General features: G+C 52.2%; 28 protein-coding genes and 2 pseudogenes. 8 read left to right on the top strand and 22 right to left on the bottom strand.

The window, feature by feature from the left end:
- Nucleotide 1: 1 nt before the first annotated feature.
- Complete coding sequence (locus ABIE60_RS10495; protein WP_354469357.1) at nt 2-892, bottom strand: VOC family protein; 891 nt, start codon at nt 890-892, stop codon at nt 2-4.
- Between the two features lie 201 nt (nt 893-1,093).
- On the opposite strand from ABIE60_RS10495, the gene ABIE60_RS10490 reads away from it, so the two are divergent.
- Both ABIE60_RS10490 and ABIE60_RS10485 read left to right on the top strand, forming a co-directional pair.
- Complete coding sequence (locus ABIE60_RS10490) at nt 1,094-2,200, top strand: ADP-ribosylglycohydrolase family protein (RefSeq protein ID WP_502914950.1); 1,107 nt, start codon at nt 1,094-1,096, stop codon at nt 2,198-2,200.
- The gene (locus ABIE60_RS10485; protein ID WP_354469355.1) at nt 2,200-2,493 is read left to right on the top strand and encodes a DUF6435 family protein; all 294 of its coding nucleotides are present in this window, start codon (nt 2,200-2,202) and stop codon (nt 2,491-2,493) included. Before ABIE60_RS10490 ends, ABIE60_RS10485 begins: the two co-directional genes overlap by 1 nt.
- A gap of 334 nt (nt 2,494-2,827) precedes the next feature.
- Here ABIE60_RS10485 and ABIE60_RS10480 read toward each other — a convergent pair whose 3' ends face one another.
- The 11 genes from ABIE60_RS10480 to ABIE60_RS10430 form a co-directional block, all read right to left on the bottom strand.
- Complete coding sequence (locus ABIE60_RS10480; protein ID WP_354469354.1) at nt 2,828-3,220, bottom strand: acyl-CoA thioesterase; 393 nt, start codon at nt 3,218-3,220, stop codon at nt 2,828-2,830.
- Nucleotides 3,221-3,312: 92 nt separating this feature from the next.
- Complete coding sequence (locus ABIE60_RS10475; protein WP_354469353.1) at nt 3,313-4,959, bottom strand: electron transfer flavoprotein-ubiquinone oxidoreductase; 1,647 nt, start codon at nt 4,957-4,959, stop codon at nt 3,313-3,315.
- A 100-nt stretch (nt 4,960-5,059) separates the two neighbouring features.
- Nucleotides 5,060-5,992: an electron transfer flavoprotein subunit alpha/FixB family protein gene (locus ABIE60_RS10470; protein ID WP_354469352.1), complete on the bottom strand. Its 933-nt coding sequence runs from the start codon at nt 5,990-5,992 to the stop codon at nt 5,060-5,062.
- A gap of 12 nt (nt 5,993-6,004) precedes the next feature.
- Complete coding sequence (locus ABIE60_RS10465; RefSeq protein WP_354469351.1) at nt 6,005-6,754, bottom strand: electron transfer flavoprotein subunit beta/FixA family protein; 750 nt, start codon at nt 6,752-6,754, stop codon at nt 6,005-6,007.
- Nucleotides 6,755-6,835: 81 nt separating this feature from the next.
- A complete protein-coding gene (locus ABIE60_RS10460) occupies nt 6,836-7,846 on the bottom strand; it encodes a TRAP transporter substrate-binding protein (protein ID WP_354469350.1) in 1,011 nt (336 codons plus the stop codon).
- Between the two features lie 79 nt (nt 7,847-7,925).
- Entirely contained in the window at nt 7,926-9,212 is a 1,287-nt protein-coding gene (locus ABIE60_RS10455; protein ID WP_354469349.1) for a TRAP transporter large permease, read from the bottom strand.
- Nucleotides 9,209-9,799 (bottom strand): TRAP transporter small permease, encoded by a 591-nt coding sequence (locus ABIE60_RS10450; protein ID WP_354469348.1) that lies wholly within the window; start codon nt 9,797-9,799, stop codon nt 9,209-9,211. The genes ABIE60_RS10455 and ABIE60_RS10450 overlap by 4 nt, the downstream gene beginning before the upstream one ends.
- A 63-nt stretch (nt 9,800-9,862) precedes the next feature.
- Nucleotides 9,863-10,708: an HpcH/HpaI aldolase/citrate lyase family protein gene (locus ABIE60_RS10445; protein WP_354469347.1), complete on the bottom strand. Its 846-nt coding sequence runs from the start codon at nt 10,706-10,708 to the stop codon at nt 9,863-9,865.
- Nucleotides 10,708-11,169 carry a MaoC family dehydratase gene (locus ABIE60_RS10440; protein WP_354469346.1) on the bottom strand — a complete coding sequence of 154 codons (462 nt, stop codon included), beginning with the start codon at nt 11,167-11,169 and terminating at the stop codon, nt 10,708-10,710. Before ABIE60_RS10440 ends, ABIE60_RS10445 begins: the two co-directional genes overlap by 1 nt.
- Nucleotides 11,170-11,180: 11 nt before the next feature.
- Nucleotides 11,181-12,347 carry an acyl-CoA dehydrogenase family protein gene (locus tag ABIE60_RS10435; RefSeq protein ID WP_354469345.1) on the bottom strand — a complete coding sequence of 389 codons (1,167 nt, stop codon included), beginning with the start codon at nt 12,345-12,347 and terminating at the stop codon, nt 11,181-11,183.
- A 4-nt stretch (nt 12,348-12,351) separates the two neighbouring features.
- Nucleotides 12,352-13,551, bottom strand: a complete 1,200-nt coding sequence (locus ABIE60_RS10430; protein WP_354469344.1) for a CaiB/BaiF CoA transferase family protein — start codon at nt 13,549-13,551, stop codon at nt 12,352-12,354.
- Between the two features lie 156 nt (nt 13,552-13,707).
- Here ABIE60_RS10430 and ABIE60_RS10425 point away from each other — a divergent pair.
- Nucleotides 13,708-14,861, top strand: a protein-coding gene (locus ABIE60_RS10425) for an IS3 family transposase (protein ID WP_354469343.1) whose coding sequence is annotated in 2 segments (ribosomal slippage) — nt 13,708-13,948 and nt 13,948-14,861 — 1,155 coding nt in all. Because the reading frame shifts where the segments join, the coding sequence is not laid out codon by codon here.
- 16 nt (nt 14,862-14,877) lie between these two features.
- Nucleotides 14,878-15,345, top strand: a pseudogene (locus ABIE60_RS10420) (dehydroquinate synthase/iron-containing alcohol dehydrogenase family protein); the annotation flags it as partial.
- 285 nt (nt 15,346-15,630) lie between these two features.
- Here ABIE60_RS10420 and ABIE60_RS10415 read toward each other — a convergent pair.
- Both ABIE60_RS10415 and ABIE60_RS10410 read right to left on the bottom strand, forming a co-directional pair.
- Nucleotides 15,631-16,416, bottom strand: a complete 786-nt coding sequence (locus tag ABIE60_RS10415; RefSeq protein WP_354469342.1) for an IclR family transcriptional regulator — start codon at nt 16,414-16,416, stop codon at nt 15,631-15,633.
- An 80-nt stretch (nt 16,417-16,496) separates the two neighbouring features.
- Nucleotides 16,497-17,405 (bottom strand): LysR family transcriptional regulator, encoded by a 909-nt coding sequence (locus ABIE60_RS10410; RefSeq protein WP_354469341.1) that lies wholly within the window; start codon nt 17,403-17,405, stop codon nt 16,497-16,499.
- A 126-nt stretch (nt 17,406-17,531) separates the two neighbouring features.
- Between ABIE60_RS10410 and ABIE60_RS10405 the strand changes: the two genes are divergently transcribed.
- Nucleotides 17,532-18,233, top strand: coding sequence for a CoA transferase subunit A (locus ABIE60_RS10405; protein WP_354469340.1), 702 nt, complete (start codon nt 17,532-17,534; stop codon nt 18,231-18,233).
- Between the two features lie 29 nt (nt 18,234-18,262).
- Nucleotides 18,263-18,919 (top strand): CoA transferase subunit B, encoded by a 657-nt coding sequence (locus ABIE60_RS10400; protein WP_354469339.1) that lies wholly within the window; start codon nt 18,263-18,265, stop codon nt 18,917-18,919.
- A 157-nt stretch (nt 18,920-19,076) separates the two neighbouring features.
- Here the strand turns inward: ABIE60_RS10400 and ABIE60_RS10395 are convergent.
- The 8 genes and pseudogenes from ABIE60_RS10395 to ABIE60_RS10360 form a co-directional block, all read right to left on the bottom strand.
- Nucleotides 19,077-19,267: pseudogene (locus tag ABIE60_RS10395) on the bottom strand (transposase domain-containing protein); the annotation flags it as partial.
- Nucleotides 19,268-19,506: 239 nt separating this feature from the next.
- On the bottom strand, nt 19,507-19,869 hold the full coding sequence (locus ABIE60_RS10390) for an NAD(P)-dependent oxidoreductase (protein WP_354469338.1): 363 nt from the start codon (nt 19,867-19,869) through the stop codon (nt 19,507-19,509).
- A 26-nt stretch (nt 19,870-19,895) separates the two neighbouring features.
- On the bottom strand, nt 19,896-20,132 hold the full coding sequence (locus ABIE60_RS10385) for a hypothetical protein (protein ID WP_354469337.1): 237 nt from the start codon (nt 20,130-20,132) through the stop codon (nt 19,896-19,898).
- A 3-nt stretch (nt 20,133-20,135) separates the two neighbouring features.
- A complete protein-coding gene (locus tag ABIE60_RS10380) occupies nt 20,136-21,062 on the bottom strand; it encodes a TauD/TfdA dioxygenase family protein (protein ID WP_354469336.1) in 927 nt (308 codons plus the stop codon).
- A 15-nt stretch (nt 21,063-21,077) separates the two neighbouring features.
- The gene (locus ABIE60_RS10375; RefSeq protein ID WP_354469335.1) at nt 21,078-21,848 is read right to left on the bottom strand and encodes a class II aldolase/adducin family protein; all 771 of its coding nucleotides are present in this window, start codon (nt 21,846-21,848) and stop codon (nt 21,078-21,080) included.
- 108 nt (nt 21,849-21,956) lie between these two features.
- Nucleotides 21,957-22,955: an AraC family transcriptional regulator gene (locus ABIE60_RS10370; protein WP_354469334.1), complete on the bottom strand. Its 999-nt coding sequence runs from the start codon at nt 22,953-22,955 to the stop codon at nt 21,957-21,959.
- Between the two features lie 213 nt (nt 22,956-23,168).
- Nucleotides 23,169-23,579 carry a hydroxyisourate hydrolase gene (uraH, locus tag ABIE60_RS10365; RefSeq protein WP_354469333.1) on the bottom strand — a complete coding sequence of 137 codons (411 nt, stop codon included), beginning with the start codon at nt 23,577-23,579 and terminating at the stop codon, nt 23,169-23,171.
- 38 nt (nt 23,580-23,617) lie between these two features.
- A complete protein-coding gene (locus ABIE60_RS10360; RefSeq protein ID WP_354469332.1) occupies nt 23,618-24,112 on the bottom strand; it encodes a GlcG/HbpS family heme-binding protein in 495 nt (164 codons plus the stop codon).
- Between the two features lie 143 nt (nt 24,113-24,255).
- Between ABIE60_RS10360 and ABIE60_RS10355 the strand changes: the two genes are divergently transcribed.
- Both ABIE60_RS10355 and ABIE60_RS10350 read left to right on the top strand, forming a co-directional pair.
- The gene (locus ABIE60_RS10355; RefSeq protein ID WP_354469331.1) at nt 24,256-24,927 is read left to right on the top strand and encodes a heavy metal response regulator transcription factor; all 672 of its coding nucleotides are present in this window, start codon (nt 24,256-24,258) and stop codon (nt 24,925-24,927) included.
- A complete protein-coding gene (locus ABIE60_RS10350) occupies nt 24,924-26,285 on the top strand; it encodes a heavy metal sensor histidine kinase (RefSeq protein ID WP_354469330.1) in 1,362 nt (453 codons plus the stop codon). The genes ABIE60_RS10355 and ABIE60_RS10350 overlap by 4 nt, the downstream gene beginning before the upstream one ends.
- Nucleotides 26,286-26,372: the final 87 nt, after the last annotated feature.

Here is a 26,372-nt window from a genome sequence, read left to right as displayed (position 1 = left end):
CTTATTTGAAACCGATCGAGAAGTCATGGCCCCAAACGCTGACACGGGTAAATTCGAAGGCACTGTGCTCGTTCCAGTCCACCTGCAGACCACCAAAGCCGTACTCCATATCGAAGCCGGACGGCGTCTTCATGTAGAAGGAGGTCATGCGGTCATTGAGGTGTTCGCCCAGGGTGGCGGACAGCTTCACGCCATGCGCCTGCATGCGGTCATGGGCGCGCCCCACTTCGGTCATGCAGTCCACTTCCACCATGGCGTGAACACAGCCGGACGGCACCGGGAACTCGGCAATGGCCAGGCTGTGATGACGAGCGTTGTTGCAGTGCATGAAATGGATGCGCAGCGGATCGGCATCCGGCGCCGGCTTGTGATTCATGATGTCGGAGAGACCGAAACCGAGCACGTTCTTGAGGAAGTCGCGGGTTTCGTCAAAGTTGGGCGCCGGCAGAACAACATGGCCCAGCCCCATCGCGCCGGTCACAAAGCGCGGCACGCCCTGCGGTGACACGAATGGCAGGAACTCGGAGCGATGGCCCCAGTACAGCTCATGACGGTTGCCCGCCGGATCGCGAACAATGGCCAGCTGCTGCACCGCGCGCTGGTTGCACAGGCCGGCATCCCCCGCTTCCCAAGCGATGCCCTTCTGATCCAGCTCGGCGATGGCCGCCGCAAAAGCTTCCTCGGACGCCTGCTCCCAGCCGGAGGCTAGATAGCGATTCTCGTTGCCTTCCAGAATCAGCATACGGAAGGGACGCTCGTCCATCTTGACGTAGAGCCCGCCTTCCGGCGCGTCCATGCTCATCATGCCGAGTACGTTCTCGGCATAGTCCTGCCATTCCTTCAGGTTCTCAGACTGGGCAACCAGGTAGCCCAACTCGCGAATATCGATCATCACATCCCTCCGGGGTCTTGTTCTTTTGCCCATTATCAGGAGGGAGGTACAGCGTCTCATCGTCCATTGAGACTAAACAGAATTGGGGAAAATGAATGGATAGCGCCGGGGCTGGCCGAGAACCCAGGACGAAGGAGGTGCCCCCTGCTGCAGGGTCTACACTACAGGTGACATTTGCACATACCCGAGTGAGGCAATCCCATGGCAGCGCATGACAACACCCCCTCAACCGACGACAGACTCCGTGACAGGGCGATGGGGGCCCTGATGGGCGCCTTCATTGGTGACGCCCTGGGGGTTGGGCCGCACTGGTATTACGATCTGGACCAACTGGTCGCCGACTACGGCCCCTGGATCGACACCTACACCCGCCCGCGCCCCGGACGCTATCACGAGGGACTCGAACCCGGTCAGCCCTCGCAATCAGGTATCCTGCTGGAGATGACGCTGCGCTCACTGGTGGACTGTGGAGGCTATGACGAGGCCGATTTCTGCCGTCTGCTCGATACCGAACTGTTCCCCCAACTGGACGGAACCCCGATGCATGGCCCGGGCGGCTTCACCAGCCAGTCCATGCGGGACGCCTGGCACAAGCGCGTTCAGCAGGGGCTGCCCTGGGGGTCCATCGGTGGCAACGCCGACAACACCGAAGCCGCGGAACGCATCATCGCCATCGCCGTGCGCTACGCCCTCACACCCGGCGAGCTGGCCCGGTCGGTCACGGCCAACACGGCACTGACCCAGACAGACGGCACCGTCATGGCCATGACCACCGCATTCGGCGCAGTGCTGGGCATGCTGGTAGAAGGCCATCGCCTCGACAGCGACCTCTCGGACAAACTGATGGCTCGGGTCAAAACCGGCGAACTGCCCTTTCACACCATTACACAGGGCAAACTCGAAGCCCCGTCACGCACGCAAAAGGAAAAACGGAATGAAGGCCTGTTTGCCTCTCCCGATGCGCTGCTCACGCCGTCCTGCATTGCCCGCGCTGCCCACGCCATTCGCATCGAACCCGCTTCACAGGTGGGCCTGCTGTACGGCCTGCCGTGCGCGGTCTACCACCAGTTCCCGGCCGCCTACTATCTGGCGGCCCGCTTCACGGACGACTTCGAGCCCGCGGTGCTGCACGCGATCAACGGCGGCGGCCAAAACATGGCCCGCGCTATGCTGACCGGCGCCCTGAGCGGAGCGATGGCGGGGCTGTCGGGGATTCCGCAACGGTTCATCGATGGCCTGGAGCGGGCTGAGCCGCTGCTGGTATTGGCCGAGACGCTGGCTGGCGATGTGCAGCGTCATGAGGAGTGATGCCCACGGGCATTTCAGTCAGGCCGCTCCAACGCCATGGATTGGTTCCTTTAGGGTTTGTTGAGCCAAAATCCATTACCTTCCGTACTGTAGAGAAACCACAAACGGAGCCAACCATGTTTGCATTTCTTAAGAGCGACCCAACCAAAAAGCTCAAAAAAAGGCACTCACTCCTGCTGGAACAAGCAATGCAAGCTCAAAGAAAAGGAGATATCCGAACATATTCGCAATTAACGGCTGAAGCCGAAAAGGTTTATGGGGAGATTCAAGATTTAAGTATATCCAAGAGCTGAAATTTTGATGCTGCATTGGCATGTTGGGCCAAAGCAATATCGTTTCCTTCGTACACCCACTCTGTATGCGAACGGGCTAACCGAATGGTAGGCTCCGTTCCAGAGCAGCCGGAACTTCAGGAGTTGGCCCATAGCAGACATTAGGCGTTACTGAGGGAGCTCCCTCCATGATAGAAGGCATACAACGTCGCATCACTGACTATAAAAACAGCAATTTTATGTCTTGGCTTAATAATGATTTATCCGCTGACAATCAAAAAGTTAAATACCTAAAAATTAATTTTCAAAAAGATGTTATTTTTAAATTTATAATAAAATTTCCAAAAATATTAATTCATTTAAAATGCTTTGCAAGATCGTGGAGCAATTTAATACTCCTTCTTTTTTCCATGTCAAACATAACACAGGTAACAATAGCTTCTGTTACTAACTCATCCTTATTATTAAAAATCTCTTGCTTAAATGTCAGACTTTTATTTCCTTTTCTTTGAGGACAGGTTTTAACTTTCAAATTGTCACCAAGACGTAATTCCTTTTTATATAAAACATCCAATTTCAAAAGAACGGCTCCGACCTTTCTTTCTTTCATTTCAACAATCGATAAACCAGCCTCTTCATACCAGTGCCTTCTACCTTTCTCAAGGTAGGAAACATAAGCACCGTTATTTACATGATCAAATTCATCGATATCAGACTCGACAACTAAAATATTGGTTACTGTTTCCATTTTCGAATCCCTAAAATAAAATAAATAAAATAAATAAAAAACATGAAAACCATAAAACCGCATTCATATATGCACGCAAGAATATTTAATACTCACATATTAGGGTAATTTGGTCCCCCTCCTCCCTCAGGAATATTCCAATTAATATTCTGGGCTGGATCCTTGATATCACAAGTCTTACAGTGCAGGCAGTTTTGGCCATTGATCTGGAATCGCTGCTCTTCGCCATTCCCAACAATCTCGTAGACTCCCGCCGGGCAATAGCGCTGTGCAGGCTCGGCAAACATCGGCAGATTCTGCTTCAGCGGGATACTGGCATCTGCCAGCTGCAGGTGGCAGGGCTGATCTTCCTCATGATTGGTGTTGGACAGGAACACCGAGGACAGCTTGTCGAAACTGAGCACACCATCCGGTTTGGGATATTTGATCGGCTCATAATGATCCGCTGGTGCCATCTGGGCATGATCCGGGTGGTTGTCGTGCAACGTCACCGGGATGCGGCCACCGAACCAGTTCTGGTCGATATAGTTGAACGCACCGCCCGCCAGCTGGCCGAACTTGTGCATCGCCGGACCGAAGTTGCGCGAGCGGTACAGCTCATCGAACAGCCAGGATGACTTGTAGGCATCGGTAAAGCCACTCAGGTCCTTGCCGCCTTGGTTACCCTTGCTCAACGCATCGAAGATCGCTTCAGCCGCCAGCATGCCGGACTTCATCGCCGTGTGGGTGCCCTTGATCTTGCTGAAGTTCAGCGTGCCGGCATCACAACCGATCAGCAGCCCCCCCGGGAAGGTCATCTTCGGCAGCGAGTTGTAGCCGCCCTTGGCGATGGCACGGGCACCGTAGGAAACACGTTTGCCGCCGTCCAGATGAGGCTTGAGCACCGGGTGGTGCTTCAGCCGCTGAAACTCGTCGAACGGGCTCAAGTACGGGTTCTGATAGTTAAGATCCACGATCAGGCCGACCACCACCTGGTTGTTGTCGGTGTGGTAAAGGAAGAAGCCACCACTGGTGTCCTTGTCCAGTGGCCAGCCGGAGCCGTGAACGACCAAACCGGGCTGGTGCTGCTTCGCCGGGATATCCCAGAGCTCCTTGATGCCCAAGCCGTAGTGCTGGGTGTCCTTCTGCTTGTAGAGTTCAAAGCGGTTGATAAGCTGCTTACCCAGATGCCCCCGGCAGCCTTCGGAGAAGACGGTATACTTGGCGTGCAGCTCAATGCCCGGCATGTAGTTGGGACCCTGTTCGCCTTCGGCGGTCACGCCCATGTCACCGGTGGCGATGCCCTTGACGCTGCCATCATCGTTGTAAAGCACTTCCGCCGCGGCAAAGCCCGGGAAGACTTCCACTCCCAGGGCTTCTGCCTGTTCTGCAAGCCAGCGGCACAGATTGCCCAGGCTGATGATGTAGTTTCCCTGGTTGTGCATGGTCTTGGGTACAAAAAGGTTGGGGATTTTGATGCCCTTGTCTGCGTCCTTGAGCAGGTAGACCTTGTCCTCGGTCACTGCTGTGTTTAGCGGTGCTCCAAGCTCTTTCCAGTCAGGAAAGAGTTCATCCAGCGCCCGCGTTTCCAGCACCGCGCCGGAGAGGATATGGGCACCCACCTCAGAACCCTTCTCGACCACACAGACAGTCAGTTCTTGTTCGCTCTCCTTCGCCTGTTGCATTAGGCGGCAAGCCGTAGACAGTCCGGCAGGCCCAGCCCCGACGATGACCACATCAAACTCCATCGATTCACGCATAATTGAGACCTTTAATTGTGGCAGTGATCAGCCAACCAAAAAAAGTACCCTGCTCTTTGACCAAGAAGAGACAGGGTACAAATGGCAACAGGTAAAGTTATCAGCCGAGCTTAGATTCAAGTTCGGGTACAGCTTCAAAGAGATCTGCCACCAGACCGTAGTCGGCCACCTGGAAGATCGGGGCTTCCTCGTCCTTGTTGATCGCAACGATGATCTTTGATTCCTTCATGCCCGCCAGGTGCTGGATGGCACCGGATATGCCCACAGCGATGTACAGTTCCGGTGCGACGATCTTGCCGGTCTGACCGACCTGCATGTCATTGGGCACAAAGCCGGCATCAACAGCGGCACGAGAAGCACCCACGGCAGCACCCAGCTTGTCAGCCAGCTTTTCCAGAAGGACGAAGTTTTCACCGTTGCCCATACCGCGACCACCGGACACCACCACCTTGGCTGCGGTCAGCTCAGGACGGTCGGACTTGGCCATCTCTTCACCGACGAAAGCAGAAGTACCCGCATCATGAACCGCAGCCACCGCTTCTACGCTGGCACTACCGCCGGTTTCGGCTGCTGCGTCGAAGGCGGTTCCGCGTACGGTGATAACCTTGATAGGATCCAGCGACTCGAAGGTAGCGATGGCGTTACCGGCATAAATCGGACGCTGGAAAGTATTATCGGACTCAACTGCGGTGACATCCGACAGCTGAGCCACGTCCAGCAGCGCCGCGACACGTGGCATCACGTTCTTGCCGGTGGTAGTCGCCGGAGCGATCACATGGCTGTAATTCTTGCCCAGCTCTGCAATCAGCTTGGATAGGTTCTCAGCCAGCTGATGTCCGTAAGCGGCGCTATCCGCCACTAGTACCTTGCTGACACCGGCCACCTGAGCGGCGTCGTCGGCAACGGTGCCACAGCCTTCGCCGGCGACCAGCAGGTGCAGTTCACCGCCGATCTGGGCAGCCGCAGTGACGGCGTTCAGTGTTGCACCCTTCAAGGTGCTGTTGTCATGTTCTGCAATTACCAGAATAGCCATCAGATCGCACCCTTAAATTACTTTGGCTTCGTTTTTCAGTTTATCGACCAGCTCGTCCACACTGCTGACACGGATACCGGCCTGGCGCTCGGCCGGCGGGGTCACTTTCAGCACGCGGGTGTGGGCCTTCAGCTCGACGCCCAGATCAGCCGAGGTCTTAACATCCAGCGGCTTCTTCTTCGCTTTCATGATGTTCGGCAGCGAAGCGTAGCGCGGCTCGTTCAGGCGCAGGTCGGTGGTGATGATCGCCGGCAGGTTCAGGGCGACGGTCTGCAGACCTCCGTCCACTTCACGGGTCACATTCACCTTATCCCCTTCAACCTTGACCTCGGAGGCGAAGGTACCCTGCGGCATATCCAGCAACGCGCCCAGCATCTGGCCGGTCTGGTTGTTGTCGGAATCGATCGACTGCTTGCCGAGGATAACCAAGCCCGGCTGTTCCGCTTCCACGACCTTGGCCAAGAGCTTGGCCACATTCAGTGATTCCGGCATCGCGTCGGTTTCGATCTGGATGCCCCGGTCAGCGCCGAGGGCCAGCGCGGTACGGATCTGTTCCTGGCAGGCCTTGGGGCCAATGGAAACCACCACTACTTCAGAGGCAGTGCCCGCTTCCTTCAGGCGTACGGCTTCTTCCACGGCGATCTCACAGAAGGGGTTCAGGGCCATTTTGACGTTGGCCAGATCCACGTCGGTGTTGTCCGACTTGACGCGTACCTTGATGTTGTAATCGATCACACGTTTGACAGGCACCAAAATCTTCATTGGTGTCATTCCCCTTTATACTGAAACTTCTAAAATAGCTTCCCCACGAGAGCAATATCGTGGGGGCTATAAGCTTATTAATTACTTTTCAAGAGCATTGCGGAATGCTGTCAGGATTTCTGTACCTGGTTTCCCTCGACTGTCCAAATCAGATGCCCATTCTTCGCTGACGTTATTCAAAAGTCCTGTGAGGCGTTCAATATCTTCCTCTGAGAGCTGTACGAATTTAACGCCTTCATCGGCTATTTTCTTTTTATCCTGATTTCGGCGTGCATCGGCTAGTTCACATGCAGTACGTGTGGCATGCTCACCGGCCTCAGTCATAGCTTTTTGGGTCTCAATTGGCAAGCTATCAAACTTTTCCTGACTAATCATATAGCTTGCTACGAATGACCCTAAGTTTACACCTTCTGTTCCAGTCTTAAGATATGGGGTCAGATCGTAGGGCTCAATAGAGCTATGAGGGAAAACAATAGCATTTATAGTGCCTCGTGATAGTGCTTCTCGTGTTTCAGGAGCTGACATTTGTATCGGTACACTACCGAGCTTAGACAACATAATTTCCTGAGCACCTCCTGTCGCACGAACTTTTAGGTTGTTAAAGCTTTCTAGACTGGTAATTTCACCAGAAGAGAATAGTTGGTAAGGAGTAAGTGCAAGAACCATTAATGCACGCACACCTTGTGGAGCAAATTCAGCTTGGTCAAGAATCCCTCCCGGCTTTGCAATCTCCCAAAAAGCCATTGTCCCTTCACAGGACGTAGAGAAACTTCCAGGCAACTGCCCCACCGAGCTAAGAGGCATTTTCTCGGCTACATAGGATGCCCCAACATAACCGATGTCTGTCACACCTGTCTGTGTAAGAGAGAGCATATCCTTGGCTTTGCCAAGCTGCTGCGCAGGAAAATACTGAAATTTAACATTCCCATCAGTTTTTTTATCAATCTCATCCATAAAAGGCATTAGCAAGCCTTCCGCGATATAATGACCACTCGACAAGCTATCCGCAACACGTAGATTTATATCTTGTGCTTGAGCTACACCTGTTGTTGCTAAAAATGCAAAAAATGTATTTTTAATGATAGTATTCATATTTTTCACCTTTTTATTTTTAAAATAAAATATTCTTACTTTCTTACTTTCTTACTTTCTTACTTACTTACTTACTTACTTACTGCATTGTTGATGGTAACCAAAGAATAATACTTGGGAATATCGTGAGCAATGCAATAACAATCAGATGAGCCCAAACGTGGGGCATTACTCCACTGAATAATTCTCCCAAAGGTCGATTGGTATAGCGTGCCACAACAAAAACGTTCAACCCTAAAGGCGGAGTGACCATACCAACCTCAGCCGTCACAACTACCAAGACGCCAAACCAAACAGGATCAAAGCCGAGTTGCATCACTAATGGCAGTACAATTGGGACTGTCAGAATAAGAATCGCTATCTGGTCCATAAAAAAACCCAGGATAAGATAGCCCAAGAGAATGACTGCAATGATGACCCAACGTGAAGTCTCAAGATCACCAACCCATGCCGTAAGATCATTAGTGACACGTGTAAGCGTAAAAAAGTATCCAAAGATATGGGCGCCCAAGATGATGAACAAAATCATGGCCGAGGTTTGTGCAGCCGAGCGAACTGAACTCCAAGTGTTCCGAAGAGTTAGTTTTCTTTCCCACGCTGCAATCAACATCGCACAGAATGCACCCAACGCAGAGGCTTCCGTTGGGGTTGCGATACCAGAGTAAATTGTGCCAGTAACCGCGAAGAACAACAGAACAACAGGGCCAACGCGTTTTACTGAGTCAAATTTTTCCCGGTAACTGTAACGACGCCCTACGGGTGCAGCAGCGGGGTTCAACCATATAAGAACGGCTATTGTTAGAATAATCGTCGCCGTCACCAGCAAACCCGGCAACACACCGCCAATCAATAGTGCCGATACTGGAATATCTGCAATGATGCCATAAAGAATCAATGCAATTGATGGAGGAATCAGCATTGATAGAGTGCCAGAAATAGCTACCACACCACCGGCAAGCTTCGGCTCATAACCTTCTTTGAGCATGGCAGGTATGGAAGTAGATGCCAGTGTCGCTGCCGCAGCTGTAGATGAGCCTGAAATGGCACCAAAGCCTGCGCCAGCTATTGCGGTGGCCATAGCAACACCACCACGTAACCTACCAACCCATGTTGTGGCGGCTCGGAAGAGGTCATTTGCCACACCAGAAATGATGACAAACTCTGCCATAAGTATGAACATCGGTATAGTGATGAGTTCATAGCTATTCGCTGTTGAGACCGGTGATGTCTTTAGAATACCGGTCAAAACTGGTTCACCACCAAATAAATACAAACCTACTGCCCCGGAAACTCCCATTGCCAACGCAACAGGAAGCCCGAAAACAAGCATTAGTATAAGAATTCCTATGACAATGCTAATAATCATTCGCCATGCTCCCCTGTATGAGCTTCTTTGGTGGGTGAAGGAGGTAGTTCAACCAAATCTCGTTGCGAAAATATCGATGCGAAGAAATAAACAGCTCGATAAGCACACCGAATCGATAGTAGCCCCATTCCCACAGACAAAAGAGCATAAGGTACCCATGATGGTAGGGCCAAAGAGTCGGCAAAACGCTCGTCTCGGCTCCAAGCCAGGATGGCTTGTTCAATTCCAAGGTATGCGATGAACGCTACCAGGCTACTAGAAATCCCGAATCCAGAGGCCTGCATCATGTTTCGTAAACGACGAGGCAATATAGGAAGGAAGACATCCAACGCGATATGACCGTGGTGCTGCATGGTGTCAGAAAGAGCAAGGAAGAATAACGCAGCCATAAGATAGTGACCGATCAAGGTATACGGCCAACTTAGCGGTGATGAAAACACATACCGCATTACTACGTCTAAAACAACAATGCCCATGATCACTATCATCGCTAAGCCTGCACCTGCCATTAGTATTTGCTCAGCACGTGCGAGCACTGCAGAAGGTGCATTGGCAGGCTTATGGTCATGAAAATTACTTTCTCTCATACCATTCCCTTTTCTTATACAGTCGTTTAATTTCGACATTATTATGTTTAAGGTAGTCGTCTTTCAAATCGAACTAATAATATTTTGAGCCGCCCGTTCATGCGGCTTATCTATCATTTTACCGTCTATTTTAACGACGCCTGCCTTTGGGACTGATGCAAAGGCTGACAGCACTTTACGGGCCCAAGTGATTTCTTCCTCACTGGGTTTGAAAGCATTATTCACGATTGAAATATGCTTTGGGTGAATTACCGCTTTTGCACTAAATCCATCCCTCTTGGCTTCTTCGGTCTCGGTTTTCAAAACCTCCAAATTGTCCAGCGTTGCGCAAATTGAATCTACTGCTACGACCCCCGCTGCAGCAGCGCCGGCCAAGCACAAATTTCTGGCCATGCGAAAAGGTTCATTATAAATGCCATCAGAAGTGTTCCGGACTGCACCGAATGACGCAGCAAGATCTTCGGCACCCCACATCATCCCCCAAAGCCGGGGATCGGCATTTTTATAACGCCCAAGAGAGAAGAGAGCATTCGCTGTTTCAGTGACTATTGCCAGAATGCGCGTTTGACCAAGTCCATGAGCGGTTTCCAACGCTGCCAAATAGTGTGCCAGTTGCTTCACGTCCTCTGGACCCTCACATTTAGGCAGAACAATGCCATCGGGTGCATGTGGCATCACTGCCACCAGGTCCGCTAGAGTCATCCCCGTGTCCAGAGCATTGACTCTTACAAATCGCTTCTGGCTATTGGCTGGATAGCGAAGCATATCAGCCACAGTCGAGCGGGCCTGTTCCTTTTCATCGATAGCGACGGAGTCCTCAAGATCAAGAATGAGGGCATCAGCTTCACTATCAATGGCCTTCTCGAACTTACGAAGACTATCCCCGGGCACAAAAAGCAAGCTACGCATCAGGCTCCCTCCGTTGACCGTTTGCGCATTAAAGCCATACGCCTACATGCTGCAACGATTGTTCCATCCTGTTTGAAGCAGGTATGTTCGAACTCAACTAACCCCGTATCCGGACGTGACCGGCTTTCACGTTTTGAAATTACACGGGTTTCCGCACGAAGCGTATCTCCATGGAATACCGGATTCGGAAAGCGCACTTCAGACATGCCCAGATTACCGACCGTCGTACCAAGCGTTGTATCCTGAACACTCAATCCCACGAGAATCGCAAGTGTGAACATGGAGTTGAACAGCCGCTGCCCCCACTCTGTACCTTCCGAAAAATCAGCATCTATATGTAAAGGCTGAGGGTTCATCGACATCAGGCTAAACATAGTGTTGTCTGCTTCATTGACCGTCCGTGTCAACTCATGGCGGAAGACATGATTCGGCACAAAATCTTCAAAATACAATCCAGACATTGCTTCAACCCTCAGTAAGATTTCGGAAGACCCAGAACTTTCTCGGCAATGAAGCAAAGCGCTAATTGCGGCGAAACCGGAGCAATGCGGGGGATTAAGCTTTCTCTCAGGTAGCGTTCAACATGGTACTCTTTGGCATATCCAAATCCGCCATGAGTCATAACTGCTGTTTGGCAAGCGTTGAACCCAGCTTCTCCAGCCAGATATTTCGCCATATTGGCCGATGCGCCACAGGGCAACCCGTTGTCGTATTCCCAGGCGGCTTTCATAATCATCAGCCATGCAGCCTCCAGCTCGACAAGACGCTCGGCAAGAGGATGCTGAATCGCTTGGTTCTTACCGATCGGCCGATTGAATACTTCGCGCTCCTTCGCGTAGTCAGTTGCCCTATTGAGAGCGGCGAAGCCTAAACCCACCGCCTCAGCAGCAATTAGTATCCGTTCGGGATTCAAACCGTGCAGGATGTATTCAAAGCCACGTCCTTCTTCACCAATACGGTCACTTTCTGCTATTTCAAAATTTTCGAAGAACAGTTCATTCGAATCGACTGCCTTACGGCCCATTTTGTCGATTTCCTGAACCTTGACTCTATCCCGGTCAATCGGCGCATAGAACAGCGACAACCCATGGGTGGGGGATTTAACTTCCTCTAAAGGCGTAGTGCGAGCTAACAGCAGAATATTGTCTGCAACCTGTGCAGTAGAAATCCACACTTTCTGCCCATTAACAATATATTTGTCTCCACGCTTCTCTGCGCGCAGTTTAAGCTGGGTAGTATTTAGACCTGTATTCGGCTCGGTCACCCCAAAACAAGCCTTGGCACGCCCTTCTGCTATGGGGCGGATCATACGCTGTTTTTGTTCTTCATTCCCAAAGACAGCCACTGGATGAAGACCAAAAATATTGATATGAACTGATGAAGCTCCAGATAAGCCAGCGCCAGATTCTGAAATAGTACGCATCATGATCGCTGCTTCAGATATTCCTAGACCGGATCCGCCACACCCTTCTTCGGTACAAATTCCCAGCCAGCCTTCTGCTGCTAACGCATCATAAAAATCAAACGGAAAACCACCTTTACGATCTTTCTCCAGCCAGTATTCAGCATCAAAGCGGCTACAAATACGGGCAACAGCCTCACGAATTGCGGTCTGATCTTCAGTAAAAGAAAAATTCATTATCTCACTCCTCGCTTATAAAAAGGGCACCATTAGAGACCAACTCAGCAATTGCATTCGCATCAAAGCCCACTTCAGAAAGCACCTCGGCCCCATGCTCTCCAAGTAACGGAGGCAAACGGGACATTGCAGCTGGCGTGCGCGAAAATTTGGCAGGAACAGCCATCGTGCGAATCATTCCTTCTGTTGGGTGCAGGACGGTTTCGAAAAAACCAGTCGAAACAAGATGAGGATCAGTCATTACCGAGGCAAAACTATGCATGGGCATAGCGGGGATATCAGCTTCGAAAAACAACGCCAACCATTCTTCCGTTGTACGTGTCAGCAATATCTCACTGAGTTCGGCATAAACTTCGTCAATATGATCCATGCGGGATGAGAAAGAGGTGAAGCGGGGATCTGCACTTGGCATATCTGGACGCCCAATGGCCTCAAAAAAGCGCTTCCAGTGCCCATCATTGTATACCAGCGCACAGATATAGCCGTCTTTGGTCTGATAGGGACGACGGTCTGGCGACAGGTGACGCGGATATCCCCCCTGGTCAAGCGGAGGCTCAAAGGTCAGCCCCCCCATATGGTCAGCCAACACAATGGACACCATAGTTTCGAACATTGGAACCTCAACTCTCTGGCCGAGGCCTGAGCGCTCCCGTTCAATTACTGCCGCAAGTATGGCATTCACTGCAGCAACCCCTACCACCCGATCAGCTATCGCTGTAGGTACATAAGCCGGGCGAGCGCCCGTGCGAGTAAAACTGTGCGCAAGACAAGCCCCTCCCTGGATTAAATCGTCATAGGCCGGTCGGTCTGCATATGGCCCAGTCTGATCATATCCAACCAGCGCTGTATAGATCAGACGAGGGTTAGCCTGAGTGAGCGTATCTTCTGATAGACCCAGACGCTCCATTGCCTTTGGGCGAATATTCGTGACTAGAACATCAGCTTCCTCGACCAATTTCAGGAATGTGTCGCGCCCCTTATCGCTCTTTAGGTTGAGCACAATGCTTCTCTTAGAGCGATTCGAATTCAGAAAAAGCGGTCCCATTTGATCATGCCGTTTCGGCCCAATCTGACGAACCACATCTCCTTCTCTAGACTCGATCTTGACAACATCGGCACCAAAGTCGCCAAGGATTTGCCCGGCATAAGGCCCCATCAATACTGTTGTTAAATCGAGGACACGCAAGCCATGTAAGGGCTTCATAGATCCACCTATTGTCCATGTGTATGTTGTTTTTGTTCACATATATGAATGATAGATAGCTAGATCCTTCCCTGTCAACCGATAACTTGCATCAAGGTTCTACCCCGTTACTGCGGACACTTCTGAAAAGAGGCACAATGTGCCAAAGGAGTGTTTATGACCCAACGCAGAAAATACAGCACCGAGTTCAAGCGTGAGGCGATTGCCTTAACGCGTCAGCCTGGTATTAGTTGTCGCCAAGTCGCTTTGGAAATCGGTATCAACCCTAATTTACTGAGCCGCTGGCGGCGTGAAGATGATGCATCAACAGGCAGTGCCTTCAAAGGTTCAGGTTCTCCAAGGGATGAGGAAGTTGCTCGTCTGAAACGTGAGCTCGCTCGTGTTAAGAAGGAACGTGATTTTTTGCGCGAAGCGGCAGTGTTCTTCGCCAAGGAGTCGTCCTGAGATATCAGGCGATCCAACATTGTCGCAGTGATTTCCCAGTCCGATTGATGTGCCGCTGCCTCAAGGTTTCATCCAGCGGATATTACGCGTGGGTATCGCGTCCGCGCTCTGCTCGTGACATATCAAACCAGCGCTTGCTGACGCGTATTCGTGAGATACATACTGATAACGGCGGGATAATTGGCGCTCCGCGTATGCATGAAGATCTGGTTGCTGAGGGGCAACATGTCAGCCTGAACCGTGTTGCTCGCTTGATGGCGGCCCAGGGCATTCAAGGATGGCCACGGAAAAAGCGTCGTGGTGCACGAGCATCATCGATGCGCCCAGTGGGTATTCGGAACCATCTTGAACGGGATTTTTCGGCAGCAGAGCCAAACACCAAGTGGGTGACCGATATTACCGAAATCGCCACACAAGAAGGCAAGCTCTATCTGTGCGTGGTAGTGGACCTGTTCAGCAAGCTGATTGTTGGATGGTCAATGCATCACCGCCAGGATCGCCATATGGTGGTAAGGGCTGTCAAGATGGCTGTGTGGCAACGCCGAGGCTCAGCATCGGTGATATTGCACTCCGATCGCGGTTCTCAGTTTACCAGTGGCGACTTTCAGCGCTGCTTGGTCAAAAATAAGTTGGTAAGCAGCATGAGTGCGGTTGGTCACTGTGGTGATAATGCGGCTTGTGAAGGCTTCTTCGGGGTGCTCAAACGGGAGCGCATTTATCATCGCCAATACCGAACACTGGACGAGGCCCGCAGTGATATTTTCGATTACATCGAGCGGTTTCATAATCCGCGAATGCGGCGTAGAGTCGCCACTCAGGATTTAAAGTTTTCCGCCGTTTTAAAACCGTCCGTGGAAACGGGGTAGAACCCGTGATGGAGAGGATCTGGAAGCGCGCTACAATATGGCGGTTGGATCCGCTATGGCAATGATGAGTGTTAATATGTCAGGTGGATTATATGCACATAGTGTATCATATATCCTCGGTATGCATAAACCGACTCCACATGGGCTAGGATGTGCGCTCGGCTTACCATACTTGATGTATTTCAATATATCTTTCGCGGCGACCAAATTGGCCAAAATTGCCCGAATTATGGGGGAATCTACCACCCAATTAACAGATGAGTCAGCAGCATTGAAAGCTGTCAGTTCAGTAGCTAGGCTCATGCTCGATATAAAAATTCCGCTAACGCTAAAACAATATGGCATTGATGAAAATGATTTAGAAGCCATGGCATTGGATACTATTAAGCTTTTTCCTCGACCTTTCAACCCCCGCACTATGGGAAATGATGAATCAATAGAATACTGGCGGACGATGTATGAGGGATTAGAGATTTTCGAGTAAGACTGTAAAGTATTTTTCGCAGTAACTTAGAGCCTGTAAAAACTTCTTGTTAACTGGAGCCGTCCGGCTAAAAAATATTTTCGCAGCTTAGTGACCGACCAAGAATAAGTGCCCATTTATTATTTTTAAATGGGCACTTATTATGGCAACTGACATAACCCGCAAGCGAGTTAGTCTTCACAGCTGAGAATCCTTGCTCAGCGTTAGATTTTTCCATCGCCATAGCCGCTATAGAATAGCTATGACAACCAGTTTCCCCCTTACCTTAGTCCTGACACTCTGTCTTCATTCTGTCAGAAAATCTGAAGTTTCTAGTCCACGAACATTATCACGAATAAACCCCTTTCCAAGGTGACGCTCTGTCTCCTCATGCAGTATTTTCGCAAAAATACTAACTTTACTCTCAATTCGCGATAATGGTCCTGCCACAGTAATTGCCATAATTCTTCCTTCTACTACCAAGGGTAAAGAAATACCGCCAAGGTCTTGAGTATATCCTGAAGAACTTGAGAACCACCCACGGCGTAACGAATCATTTATAGATTCCTCAACAGTATCTTTGTTATTTGGTGTACCTGTAGCAAAACTCTCAAATTCCACCTTATTTAGAACCGATTTTCTCTTAGCACTAGACAGTTGGCTTAGAATTGCTTGCCCTGTCGCTGTTGCGTAAAGAGGCAAGCACTTTCCGACATCTGCCACGTATCTTATTTCGTATGAAGAGGGGACAACCTCAATTATTACTGCATTCATTCCTGACATGGAACCGACAAAAACAGTTTCAGATGTTCGCTTTGCAACCTCACGAACAATATTAAGGACTCCCTTAGGTAGAGGTGCTGCAGATGATATTATTTCAATCAAACTAAGCCATTTTGATGCCGGATAGAAACTGCCCTTATTTTCCGGCTCAAACAAATAGCCTCTAGATGCCAGTGTTGATATGATATTAAAAGTACTAGACCTAGGCCAATCAAAATGTTTCGAAATCTCTGAAACACTTGCTGGCTTTTGTCTAACAGAAAAGTACTCAAGCAAATCCAAAACGTTTGAAGCTTGTTTTACTATCATCACTAAACCTTCATAAGAGCTTGATATCCGAAACTTATAAAAGATCGGGCAGTATCGTTATTTTCTTATATTTTATAACATCAATCGCTTGTCATGGTATCCGAGGACTGGTCAAATGTCTCAATCAAAATATTTCTCAGCTCACTTGCAGCTGCAGACAGTTGGTAACGACTACGCGTTAGCACCCCTACCGAGCGTGATATGCTGGGTTCACAAAGAGTGACACACCGGGAACCTAGTTCCTCCATCTGTTGGCGGCAAAGAGAGGGTACTGCCCCTACACCAAGGCCTGTTGCAACCATACGCCCTACAGTAACGAGCTGATGAGCATCCAATATCACTCTAGGCACCAACCCTTGAAGGGCCAATTGATTTTCCATCATCAAACGAATTCCAGAAGGGCGCTGCAAAGCGATGAAGTCGTACTGCAGTAGCTGTGACCACGTTATGTCGTCAAAGCTACTCAGGGGATGACCCGGTGGCAATACACCTATGAATGAATCATCAAAAAGTGGCCTGAATGTTAATTCGTTACTTGGCCCAGGATCAAAAGTAATCCCCATTTCGATTCGCCCTTCACGCACCATCTCCACTACTCGCTCTGCAATAACATCATGAACTTCCACCCGGATATTTGAATAACGCGCCCGGTAGGTGAGCAATCCATGTGGAAGGAGAGTCCCGGCGAAAGAAGGCATTGCTGCCAACGCCACCTTCCCCCGCTGCAAAGAGAAGCGCTGTTGCAACTCTTCTTCCGCGTTATCCCATTCAGCTAACAAGCGCTGTCCGAGCTCATACAACTTGTGCCCTTCAGGGGTAAGCGATACGGTTCGAGTGGTTCTGGTGAGCAACGCTCCTCCCAACCCCTCCTCTAACTTCTTGATTGCCAAACTCAAAGCAGGTTGTGACAGGTGTACCAGAACGCCAGCCTCAACAAAATTCAGGGTCCGTGCCACAGCTAAAAAGGCACGTAATTGCTTTACCGTCATTATTAATTTTCCAAATAAATAAATCTAAAAAATAAATTTAATAAATATATAAAACTACTGCAAACTTCCTCTTAAACAGACACCTCGGTGCAGATGCTGCACCCAATAACAAGAAGGAAATCAAAGATGGCTGGCCTGGATAAGGTTGTTGAAAGCTACGATGAAGCGATGGCAGGTCTCGACAATGGTATGACTGTCATTGCCGGTGGCTTTGGCCTGTGTGGTATTCCCGAAAACCTGATTACTCAAATCAAACGCATGCAGGTACGGGATTTGACTGTCATATCCAATGACTGCGGCATCGACGGCTTTGGCCTTGGTATCCTGCTTGAAGACAAGCAGATCCACAAGATGATCGCCTCTTACGTTGGAGATAACTCGCTATTCGAGAAACAGTTTCTCGAGGGGGAACTTGAAGTAGAGTTCACCCCCCAAGGCACTCTAGCAGAAAAGATACGTGCCGGAGGTGCTGGAATCCCCGCCTTCTACACCGCCACCGGCTATGGAACACCAGTAGCCAAGGACAAAGAAGTGCGAGAGTTCAATGGTGTCCCCTATATTTTAGAACAATCCATCCGCGGCGACTTTGCCATCGTCAAAGGATGGAAGGCCGACCGTTACGGCAATGTTATTTACCACCACACCGCACAAAACTTCAATCCTATGGTAGCCACGGCCGGTAAGGTCACGGTGGTTGAGGTCGAGGAAATCGTCGAACCCGGCGAATTGGATCCGACTCAGATCCACACCCCTGGCATTTACGTCGATCGTATTATTCAAGGTCGATTCGAAAAGCGGATTGAAAAACGTACTGTCCGCTGCGCCTGATAACAGTAACGTAGATTATGGAGACCACTATGGCTCTTTCACGCGAACAGATCGCAATGCGTATGGCCCGCGAGCTTAAAGACGGTTACTACGTAAACCTCGGCATCGGTATTCCAACCCTGGTAGCAAACTATGTCCCCCATGGGATTGAAGTAATGCTGCAATCAGAAAATGGTCTACTCGGAATGGGCCCTTTCCCAACCGAGGATGAGTTGGATGCCGATCTGATCAACGCGGGCAAGCAGACCGTGACCACGGTGCCAGGCGCCTCAATATTCTCATCCGCCGAATCCTTCGCCATGATCCGCGGAGGCCACGTCAACCTGACCATACTCGGCGCGTTGGAAGTAGATGTCGAGGGAAACATCGCTTCTTGGATGATTCCCGGCAAGCTGGTGAAAGGGATGGGGGGTGCCATGGATCTGGTCGCGGGTGCTGACAATATCATCGTTACCATGACCCACGCGTCCAAGACTGGAAAGTCCAAATTGCTTGAGCGCTGCACCCTCCCCCTGACTGGCGCAAATTGCATAAACAAGGTGCTGACAGACCTCGCTTGGATGGAAATTAAAGATGGTTCATTCATCCTGAAAGAACGAGCCCCAGGAGTATCGATCGACGAAATTATAGCTAAGACTTCTGGCCGCCTGGTCGTACCGAGCCATGTCCCTGAAATGACTTTCTGAGCTCCGCTCTAATCCTGTTCTTTGCTCAGACCCAACCAGCAGGATTGCTGGTTGGTTTTTTTGAAGATAGGGTCACTACTTACTGCAGTAATCTATAGCAACGGAATAGCCCATCCCTTAACGCAATATAACGTATCCGTCCGGTGATCACACCTTGTCAGGCATCATCTTCTACCGGTTTCCATTTGTGAGGTAACAGCTTATGGGTCGCATGGCTTTCTGAGTAGGTAGCCGAGCCAGCACGTCTTTGAGATACGCATAGGGTTCATATCCGTTCAGCTTCGCTGACTGGATCAGGCTTATGATGGCGGCCGAACTACGGCTACTGCGTAACGAGCCCGCGAATAGAGTCAGCCAGGGGGCATGAACTGGCTATAGTTTCCCGGACACACTGAGGCAGGCAAGATCGCCTGCAAATGAAAAGGTGAGACATGAACTGAGCGAGAGATGACCGGTTACCACCAATGTCCGCAATGTGCGCAAACCAGAACTTCCCAAAGGAAGAGCTGCTGACCGCTGCACCGTCAACACCACCGACAATGCAGCGACCGGCCACCACCTGGTGGCCCGCCTCTCCTTCAACAGCCTCAATACCCAACACAAGTATCAATGACGCCCTGCAGTGAACCACCCGCACACCAGCGGCGCAGATTGTCCAGAAACGCCTGGCTCATGCGCTCATGGCTACGCGGGCCATTCCAGGCGATATGCGGACTGAGCTGTACACTCGGGTGCTGATACAGCCAGTGTTCATCGGGCAAGGGTTCAGGGCTGACCACATCCAGCGAGGCACGCGCGATCTGGCCGCTATCCAGCTGCTCCTTGAGGGCGTCGTGGTCGATCAGGGCAGCGCGTGAGATGTTGATCAGATGACTGCCGGGTTTCAGCCTCGAAAAGCGTTCGGCATTCATCAACCCGACGGTTTCCGCGGTGGACGGAAGTGCAAGCACCAGATGATCCGCGAGGGGGGATCATTTCATCCAGACTGGCCACCGATTCGACACCCGACATGCCCGATATCCGGTGTGTGCGCATGGTGATCCAGCAAGCAGCTCAGTGTTTGACTGCCTCCCGGCGTAGCCAACACCACATCGACCCGCCCCAACTGATCCAGCGGATCGGTTGGGGACAGCGTCAGGATGTCAGCCTCCGGTACGATTTCACGAATCCGTTCACCCAGTGCCGGAAAATCGAACATCATAACGATGCGCATGGGTCACTCCTCCAGCAAGACACGCCCCAGCTGCACATCACCCTGAATGGTGGTGCGGTTGATGCGTCGGCGCACGCCAACCGGAGTGCCGGTGGCGCAGTGCATGGCACGCCAGTTGTCCCACAGCACCATGTCACCCGGCTGCCACTGGTGGAAATAGTGGAACTGCGGATCGCGGGTGTGTGCCACCAGGCGCTCCAGCAGTTCGATGGACTCGTCATTGGAAAGACCGGCCTTGTAGGGCGTTACTACGCGATCCAAAAACTGCTCGACAATGCCCAGCACCTTAATGCCGGTGATCGGATGGGTCATGGCCGCCGGATAGACCGACTCCGGAAAGTCCGGGAACCTGACGTCCGAGGGTTTCTTCGGGCTGTGAGGCCCCGGCTCGTAGCCTTCCAGATCCACGTAGCGCATGTGGCGGCGCTGCATGCTGAAGGCATAGGCCACTTCAAGCTTGTCGAGCAATGCCTTGGTGTCGGCATCCAGTGCATCATAGGCTTTGGCCAGATCACCAAAGCCGGTCAGGCCGCCCTCGCCTGCCACTTCGACTGCTGTCAGTACGGCGCCATGGTTGGGTTTGCCGGTGTAGTGCAGATCCAGATGCCAGTCGAGCCGGCCAACAATTGTCTCGCCCTTGTAGAAAGCGGTCATCGACTTGTCCTTGTCGCCGCCGCTCTCCAGCTCGAACAGCTCAGGGTAATCGTCAGACAGCGTTGCCTTGAGCGGGTGCAGCTCCAGCTCGCCGAAGATTCGGCTGAAGGCGATCTGCCGTTCGGGGGTAATCGCCTGATTGCGAAACACCAGTACCCCATGCTCATACCAAAGCGCACGCAGCTGTTGCTGCAGCTCATCATCCCAGGGCTGAGTGATATCAAAGCCCTGTATCTCAACGCCGATGTTATCCAGCGGTTTAACGGTCAGTGTCATGCATGCGTCCTCCCCTCAGTTCAGTACATTCGGGTCGCGACGCAGCTCACGGCGCGCCATCGCTTCCCACAGGAAAGGAAAGCCGTTCGGGTCCGGCAGGCTGACCTGTTGGATCACGTCCTCGACCAGGGGCTCGGCACCGCCCGCCAGACGCACTTCATAGGCACGGCGACAGCGCCACTCCAGCGTTGCCGCACGCAGATGCGCCTGGCGCAGATCGCGACCGACCACCAGCGCACCGTGATGGGCCAGCAGCGCCCACTTGGCATCACCCAGTGCTTCGACCGCCGTCAGACTGGTGGCCTTGTTTTCAAAGGTACCCAGATATTCGTTGTAAATCGGCAGCTCGGAGCCGCAGTAAGCACCGGCCTGATCATAGATCGGCGGGGTTTCCTGCAGGTTGGCCCAGATACCACTCCACTTGGGATGGTTATGAATAACCACGTTGATGTCGGAGCGGGCCTCGTGCAATTGCAGATGCAGGCCGATGGCGGGGGTGGTGTTCCAGTTGCTGTCGAGAATATTGCCCTGATCGTCCAGGGTCACAATATCGCTGGCCGTAACCTCATCCCAGGTCAGCTCCCAGGGGTTGGTGAGGATGGTGCCATCAGATTGACGCACGGTAATATGCCCGGCGACATGGTCATCCCAGCCCTCTGCATAGAGCATGCGGCACATCAGCGCCACCTGCGCCTTGGGTGTCAGCTCGGGCAGCAGTGCCCGTTCGCCCGGTCGCGGCGCAAATTTTTCAAACATGTCGACATTGAGGTGATCGGTCTTCAACACAGCGTTAATCCTTATTTTGTTGCGTGTCGAATGATGATAATCACCCCTTACTGGAGGGCATTGTAAAATCCGGCCAATCAACAGGCCCAAGTGGACAGATTGAGAGGCTTAAAACAGACGCCCACGAAATTCGCTCGGGGTCATGCCGGTCCACTTTTTGAATGCCTTGAGAAAGCCGGAATGATCGGAGTAGCCCAGCTGTACGGCAATTTGCGTAATGGGCAGGGTGGGATCACTCAATGCACGGCGTGCGTGGATTTCACGGACACGATCAACAATTTGCTGGTAGTTCCAACCTTCTGATTGCAATTTGCGCCTCAGGGTACGCGGGCTGCAACAGAGCACTTTGGCCGCCTCAACCATATCGGGCGGGTTGGCAGGATCTTCGACAATCAGCGGCCAAAGCCGCCAGGCCACATTGCCCCCCTGTCGACGGATGCTCTGCTCTTCACACATCGCTTCATACAGTCGCACGCTGTGTGGACTGGCATTGGGCAGGGGTTGATCGAGAAGCGCCGCGTCGAAAAACAGCTGGATCACCGGTGCATCGAACTGCAGTTGGCACTGAAAAATGGGGTGGTAGTCATCTGCATGGGGTGGTGCCGGATAGTCACAGCGCAGCCGGGTCACCGGCAAGGGCTGCCCCAGCACCCAGCGTGCCGTTGTGATGATATTGCTGAGCAGGTCCTCAACCGCCAGCAGCCTCAGGCCGCCCAGTTCCTCTTTTACATTGACCTGAAAGCAGCCCTGCCCCTCAATCTCGCTGAAGGTGGTAATGATCGACTGACCGGAAAAACGCCCCGGATAGCTCTGGTATTTCAGCCCCCGTTCAATCGCCTCGCGCAGGGTCGTGCAGCTCATCATCAGATACGCCAGCTGGTCGTAGGTTGCCAGTGAGCGCTGATACCCCAGTTTCAAGCCAAGCCCCGTGTCGCCCGTCAGGCGCAGGGCATCGGCCAACAGTGCACGATGCGTCACGTTGCTGATTGATACCTCCAGAGACGTGAGCTGATTGAGGTTGTGTGCTGCACTCAGGGCCTGTGTATCAACGCCCTTGCCCGACAGAAAGTCGAGGAGCCAGATGATATAGCGGGCATCAGTATTCATGGATAGGGCTCAACGGGTCGGTCAAATAAAAACGCATCCACTGGGACATAATGATGCACTTCTCATCATCACGAATGCAGGTTGCCGCCTCATCGTCCACCAGGACTAAACAGAATTGGAAAATATGTACGGAATTGAGCCGCTGCCAAGGAAGTCTATGCAGCATCAAGGTATGGAGGGCGGGCCCATGACTGTAAAGGCCCGCCGCTTGGCTTAGTTGCCGCGATAGGTTGAGAACCCGTATGGGCTCAGCAACAACGGAATGTGGTAATGCTCAACAGCACCATCGACATTGAAAATGACCGGAATTTCGGGGAAGAAGGTCTCGGTATCATGTTTATCGAACCAGTTACCGGTTTCGAAAGTGACTCGGTAGGTGCCGGTTACCAATGACTGACCTTCCGGGAACAGCGCCGTGATACGTCCCTGCTCATTGGTCACACCGCTGTTGAGTGATTTCCAGCTGTCACCTTCCTTTTGCTCCAGAGTAACGGTTACATCCGGAGAAGGAAGGCCGTTTTCAAGATTGAGGACATGTACGCTCAGCGGGTTGCCGGCAGCCAAAGCCAGAGAGGACACGCCGGACAGGACGACACCCGCACACAGTGATTTGAACTTGTTCATCTGTTTTCTCCTGTTCATTATTTATACAAATAAATGGGTTAAAGCGTTTTGGGCAGCACTTTATCGATGGCCGTCAGAGCACAGCTTTCATCAATCTCGGCGCCACCGGCTCCGGCAACGCCAATCGCGCCAATGACCTGGCCTTCAACTTTAAGCGGCACACCACCGCCCAGAAGCAAAAGCTCATCCAGAGAGTCAAGGTTCTCGGCATCTGGCGTATTGCGAGCAAAATCCGACAATGCTCTGCTGGAGTTCTTGGTTGACAGCGATGTGAATGCTTTGCGTTGCGCGGCAAGGGTGTTATGAGGCCCGACATTATCGTCACGCTGCACTGCAACGAGGTTTCCACCTCGATCCACGACTGCGACAACCGCCGTACGATCCTGCTCATGACATGCCTCCAAAGTGGCTTCGATGAGCTGATTGGCCAGTGGCAAGGTGATGTCGGCACGCTGGGCAATACCCTCGCTTGCAAGTGCACTGCTGCATACAACGAGCCCTAGGGCTGCGGTACTGATGGTCTTGGCAAACATGCTCAGTCTCCATTGATGGGTTGCGTTAGCGAACGAGGCACACTATGCCGCAGCCACACTGTCAGACCGATTGCCGGATAATTACGAATTTGTAATGGCACAGATTACCGGTTCCGCATACTCTGCGCGCAGGAGGACTGACGATGCGTATTCTGGTGGTAGAAGATGAGCCAAAAACGGCGGACTATTTGAGCAAAGGGCTGAGCGAGTCCGGTTACAGGGTGGAAACCGCCATGAACGGCTTTGACGGTCAGCACCTGATTCAGGAAGAGGAGTTCGACCTGATCATTCTGGACGTCATGCTGCCCGGGCTGGATGGCTGGCAGCTGTTGCAAATAATCCGGCGTACCTCGCAGGTGCCCGTGCTCTTTCTAACGGCCCGTGATGCTGTCGATGACCGGGTGAAGGGGCTTGAGCTGGGTGCTGACGATTATCTGGTCAAGCCGTTCTCTTTTGCTGAATTGTTGGCACGGGTACGGACCCTCCTGCGGCGTGCACCAGCCCGTGAATCCTCAATGTTTGAGGTAGCCGACCTGCAGCTTGATCTGCTGCGCCGACGTGTCAGCCGCAATGGGGAGCGAATTAATCTGACCAACAAGGAATTCGCGCTGTTGCATCTTCTGGTCAGCCGCGAGGGGGAGGTACTGTCCCGTACTTACATCGCGTCTCACGTGTGGCAGATGAACTTTGACAGTGACACCAATGTAGTCGATGTTGCCATTCGTCGCCTGCGCGCCAAAGTGGATGATCCCTTCCCGGTCAAGCTGATCCAGACCGTGCGCGGCATGGGCTATGTCCTGGAAGAACCGGCATGAGCATCTGGCCCCGCTCGCTCAGCCTGCGACTGTCTCTGCTGTTCGCTTCCATCAGTACACTGGTGCTGGGCGGGATTGGGTTCTACCTCTATCTGTCCCTGCACAAGGAAATCGCCTGGCGGGATGATCAGGCCCTGTTGGGCCGACTCGAACGTATGCACGCTCTGTTGGATGACAGCGCCAGTATTGCTGCACTTCGAGAGCGCCCCCAATTGTACGGCAACATGCTGGGCAACCGGCAAAGCCTGCTATGGATCCTTGATGCCGATGGGCACACGCTGATCGAAATAAACCCGGTTGAGATGTCGATTCCACATCTACCTGCAACCGAAACCATTCGCTTCACGCAACTGGATGGCGATATGCCCGCTCGACTCGCCTGGCTCAATGTGAGTCAAGGTGAACGCTCGGTCACGTTGGTAGCCGGCAAGCTGCTGGATGAACGCAACCAGATGTTGAGTGCCTACCGATTCAAGCTGGCGATTGCCCTCGCGGTCGGTGCTGTATTGGCCTTTATTCTGGGGTGGCTGGCTAGCCAACGCGGTCTTCGCCCGGTCCGCCACCTCGCCAGTCGTGCAGCACGCATCGATACCCAGCACTTGCATTTGAGGCTGGAGGAACAGCAACAAGTCAGTGAGCTGCACGCGCTGACGGTCGCGTTGAACCTGATGCTGGCACGTTTGGAGAACGGATTCTCACAGCTGTCACGGTTTTGCGAGGACCTGGCGCATGAAATGCGCACCCCGCTGAGTAACCTGATGGGGCAAACACAGCACACCCTGAGCAGGCCCCGCACGCGGAATGAGTACGAGAGTCTGCTGGTTTCCAACCAGGAAGAGTATGAACGTCTTGCCCGTATGATCGACAACATGTTGTTTCTGGCGCGAACGGAACAACCGAAAACCTCGCTCACTGTCGAGCGCCTGAGTGTGAGCGATTTGGTAGAGCAATTGAGCGAATACTTCGAAGGTATGGCCGAAGATCGGGATCTGCATCTGGTTAACGAGACCATACATGAGGTGCATGCCGATCGTGACCTGTTGCGCCGGGCGCTGGCCAATCTGATTGCCAATGCACTGCGTTATGCCGCCTCCGGCAGTTCCATTGTCATCAGTAGCCATGCGTGTGAGGACTGCGTCGAAATTCGAGTCCATAATCAGGGGCCTGCGATCAACGCTGAACACCTTCCCCATTTGTTTGAGCGCTTCTACCGCTGCGACCCTTCTCGCACAGAAGCCGGTGACTCCGGTGGCCTGGGGCTCGCCATTGTCAGATCAATTACGCTGTTACACGGTGGAAGTGTGGATGTGCAGAGTGACGACACAGGTACGTGCTTTATTATCAGTCTGCCCCACTGAAGATGTTCAGTGAGGCAGCCTGGTGACGTGAAAGACCGTGCTGGACCGCTTGGCGCAATTTCGCGCCTTGGCAGCGATATATAGACG

The organism is Marinobacterium sp. MBR-109 (assembly GCF_040547565.1).
GTDB lineage: Bacteria > Pseudomonadota > Gammaproteobacteria > Pseudomonadales > Balneatricaceae > Marinobacterium.
Note: the sequence above shows the minus strand (reverse complement) of the source record. Positions and strands in the feature narration are given on the sequence as shown.

Bases quoted from the DNA above. Each gene is read 5' to 3' on its own strand.
- ABIE60_RS10385 (WP_354469337.1), bottom strand. From the start codon at position 20,132: ATGCGCATCGTTATGATGTTCGATTTTCCGGCACTGGGTGAACGGATT.
- ABIE60_RS10490 (WP_502914950.1), top strand. From the start codon at position 1,094: ATGGCAGCGCATGACAACACCCCCTCAACCGACGACAGACTCCGTGAC.
- ABIE60_RS10355 (WP_354469331.1), top strand. From the start codon at position 24,256: ATGCGTATTCTGGTGGTAGAAGATGAGCCAAAAACGGCGGACTATTTG.
- uraH (WP_354469333.1), bottom strand. From the start codon at position 23,579: ATGAACAAGTTCAAATCACTGTGTGCGGGTGTCGTCCTGTCCGGCGTG.
- ABIE60_RS10400 (WP_354469339.1), top strand. From the start codon at position 18,263: ATGGCTCTTTCACGCGAACAGATCGCAATGCGTATGGCCCGCGAGCTT.
- ABIE60_RS10370 (WP_354469334.1), bottom strand. From the start codon at position 22,955: ATGAATACTGATGCCCGCTATATCATCTGGCTCCTCGACTTTCTGTCG.
- ABIE60_RS10435 (WP_354469345.1), bottom strand. From the start codon at position 12,347: ATGAATTTTTCTTTTACTGAAGATCAGACCGCAATTCGTGAGGCTGTT.
- ABIE60_RS10430 (WP_354469344.1), bottom strand. From the start codon at position 13,551: ATGAAGCCCTTACATGGCTTGCGTGTCCTCGATTTAACAACAGTATTG.
- ABIE60_RS10475 (WP_354469353.1), bottom strand. From the start codon at position 4,959: ATGCGTGAATCGATGGAGTTTGATGTGGTCATCGTCGGGGCTGGGCCT.
- ABIE60_RS10470 (WP_354469352.1), bottom strand. From the start codon at position 5,992: ATGGCTATTCTGGTAATTGCAGAACATGACAACAGCACCTTGAAGGGT.
- ABIE60_RS10415 (WP_354469342.1), bottom strand. From the start codon at position 16,416: ATGATAGTAAAACAAGCTTCAAACGTTTTGGATTTGCTTGAGTACTTT.
- ABIE60_RS10440 (WP_354469346.1), bottom strand. From the start codon at position 11,169: ATGTCTGGATTGTATTTTGAAGATTTTGTGCCGAATCATGTCTTCCGC.
- ABIE60_RS10450 (WP_354469348.1), bottom strand. From the start codon at position 9,799: ATGAGAGAAAGTAATTTTCATGACCATAAGCCTGCCAATGCACCTTCT.
- ABIE60_RS10410 (WP_354469341.1), bottom strand. From the start codon at position 17,405: ATGACGGTAAAGCAATTACGTGCCTTTTTAGCTGTGGCACGGACCCTG.
- ABIE60_RS10380 (WP_354469336.1), bottom strand. From the start codon at position 21,062: ATGACACTGACCGTTAAACCGCTGGATAACATCGGCGTTGAGATACAG.
- ABIE60_RS10455 (WP_354469349.1), bottom strand. From the start codon at position 9,212: ATGATTATTAGCATTGTCATAGGAATTCTTATACTAATGCTTGTTTTC.
- ABIE60_RS10485 (WP_354469355.1), top strand. From the start codon at position 2,200: ATGCCCACGGGCATTTCAGTCAGGCCGCTCCAACGCCATGGATTGGTT.
- ABIE60_RS10445 (WP_354469347.1), bottom strand. From the start codon at position 10,708: ATGCGTAGCTTGCTTTTTGTGCCCGGGGATAGTCTTCGTAAGTTCGAG.
- ABIE60_RS10460 (WP_354469350.1), bottom strand. From the start codon at position 7,846: ATGAATACTATCATTAAAAATACATTTTTTGCATTTTTAGCAACAACA.
- ABIE60_RS10495 (WP_354469357.1), bottom strand. From the start codon at position 892: ATGATCGATATTCGCGAGTTGGGCTACCTGGTTGCCCAGTCTGAGAAC.
- ABIE60_RS10350 (WP_354469330.1), top strand. From the start codon at position 24,924: ATGAGCATCTGGCCCCGCTCGCTCAGCCTGCGACTGTCTCTGCTGTTC.
- ABIE60_RS10465 (WP_354469351.1), bottom strand. From the start codon at position 6,754: ATGAAGATTTTGGTGCCTGTCAAACGTGTGATCGATTACAACATCAAG.
- ABIE60_RS10480 (WP_354469354.1), bottom strand. From the start codon at position 3,220: ATGGAAACAGTAACCAATATTTTAGTTGTCGAGTCTGATATCGATGAA.
- ABIE60_RS10405 (WP_354469340.1), top strand. From the start codon at position 17,532: ATGGCTGGCCTGGATAAGGTTGTTGAAAGCTACGATGAAGCGATGGCA.
- ABIE60_RS10360 (WP_354469332.1), bottom strand. From the start codon at position 24,112: ATGTTTGCCAAGACCATCAGTACCGCAGCCCTAGGGCTCGTTGTATGC.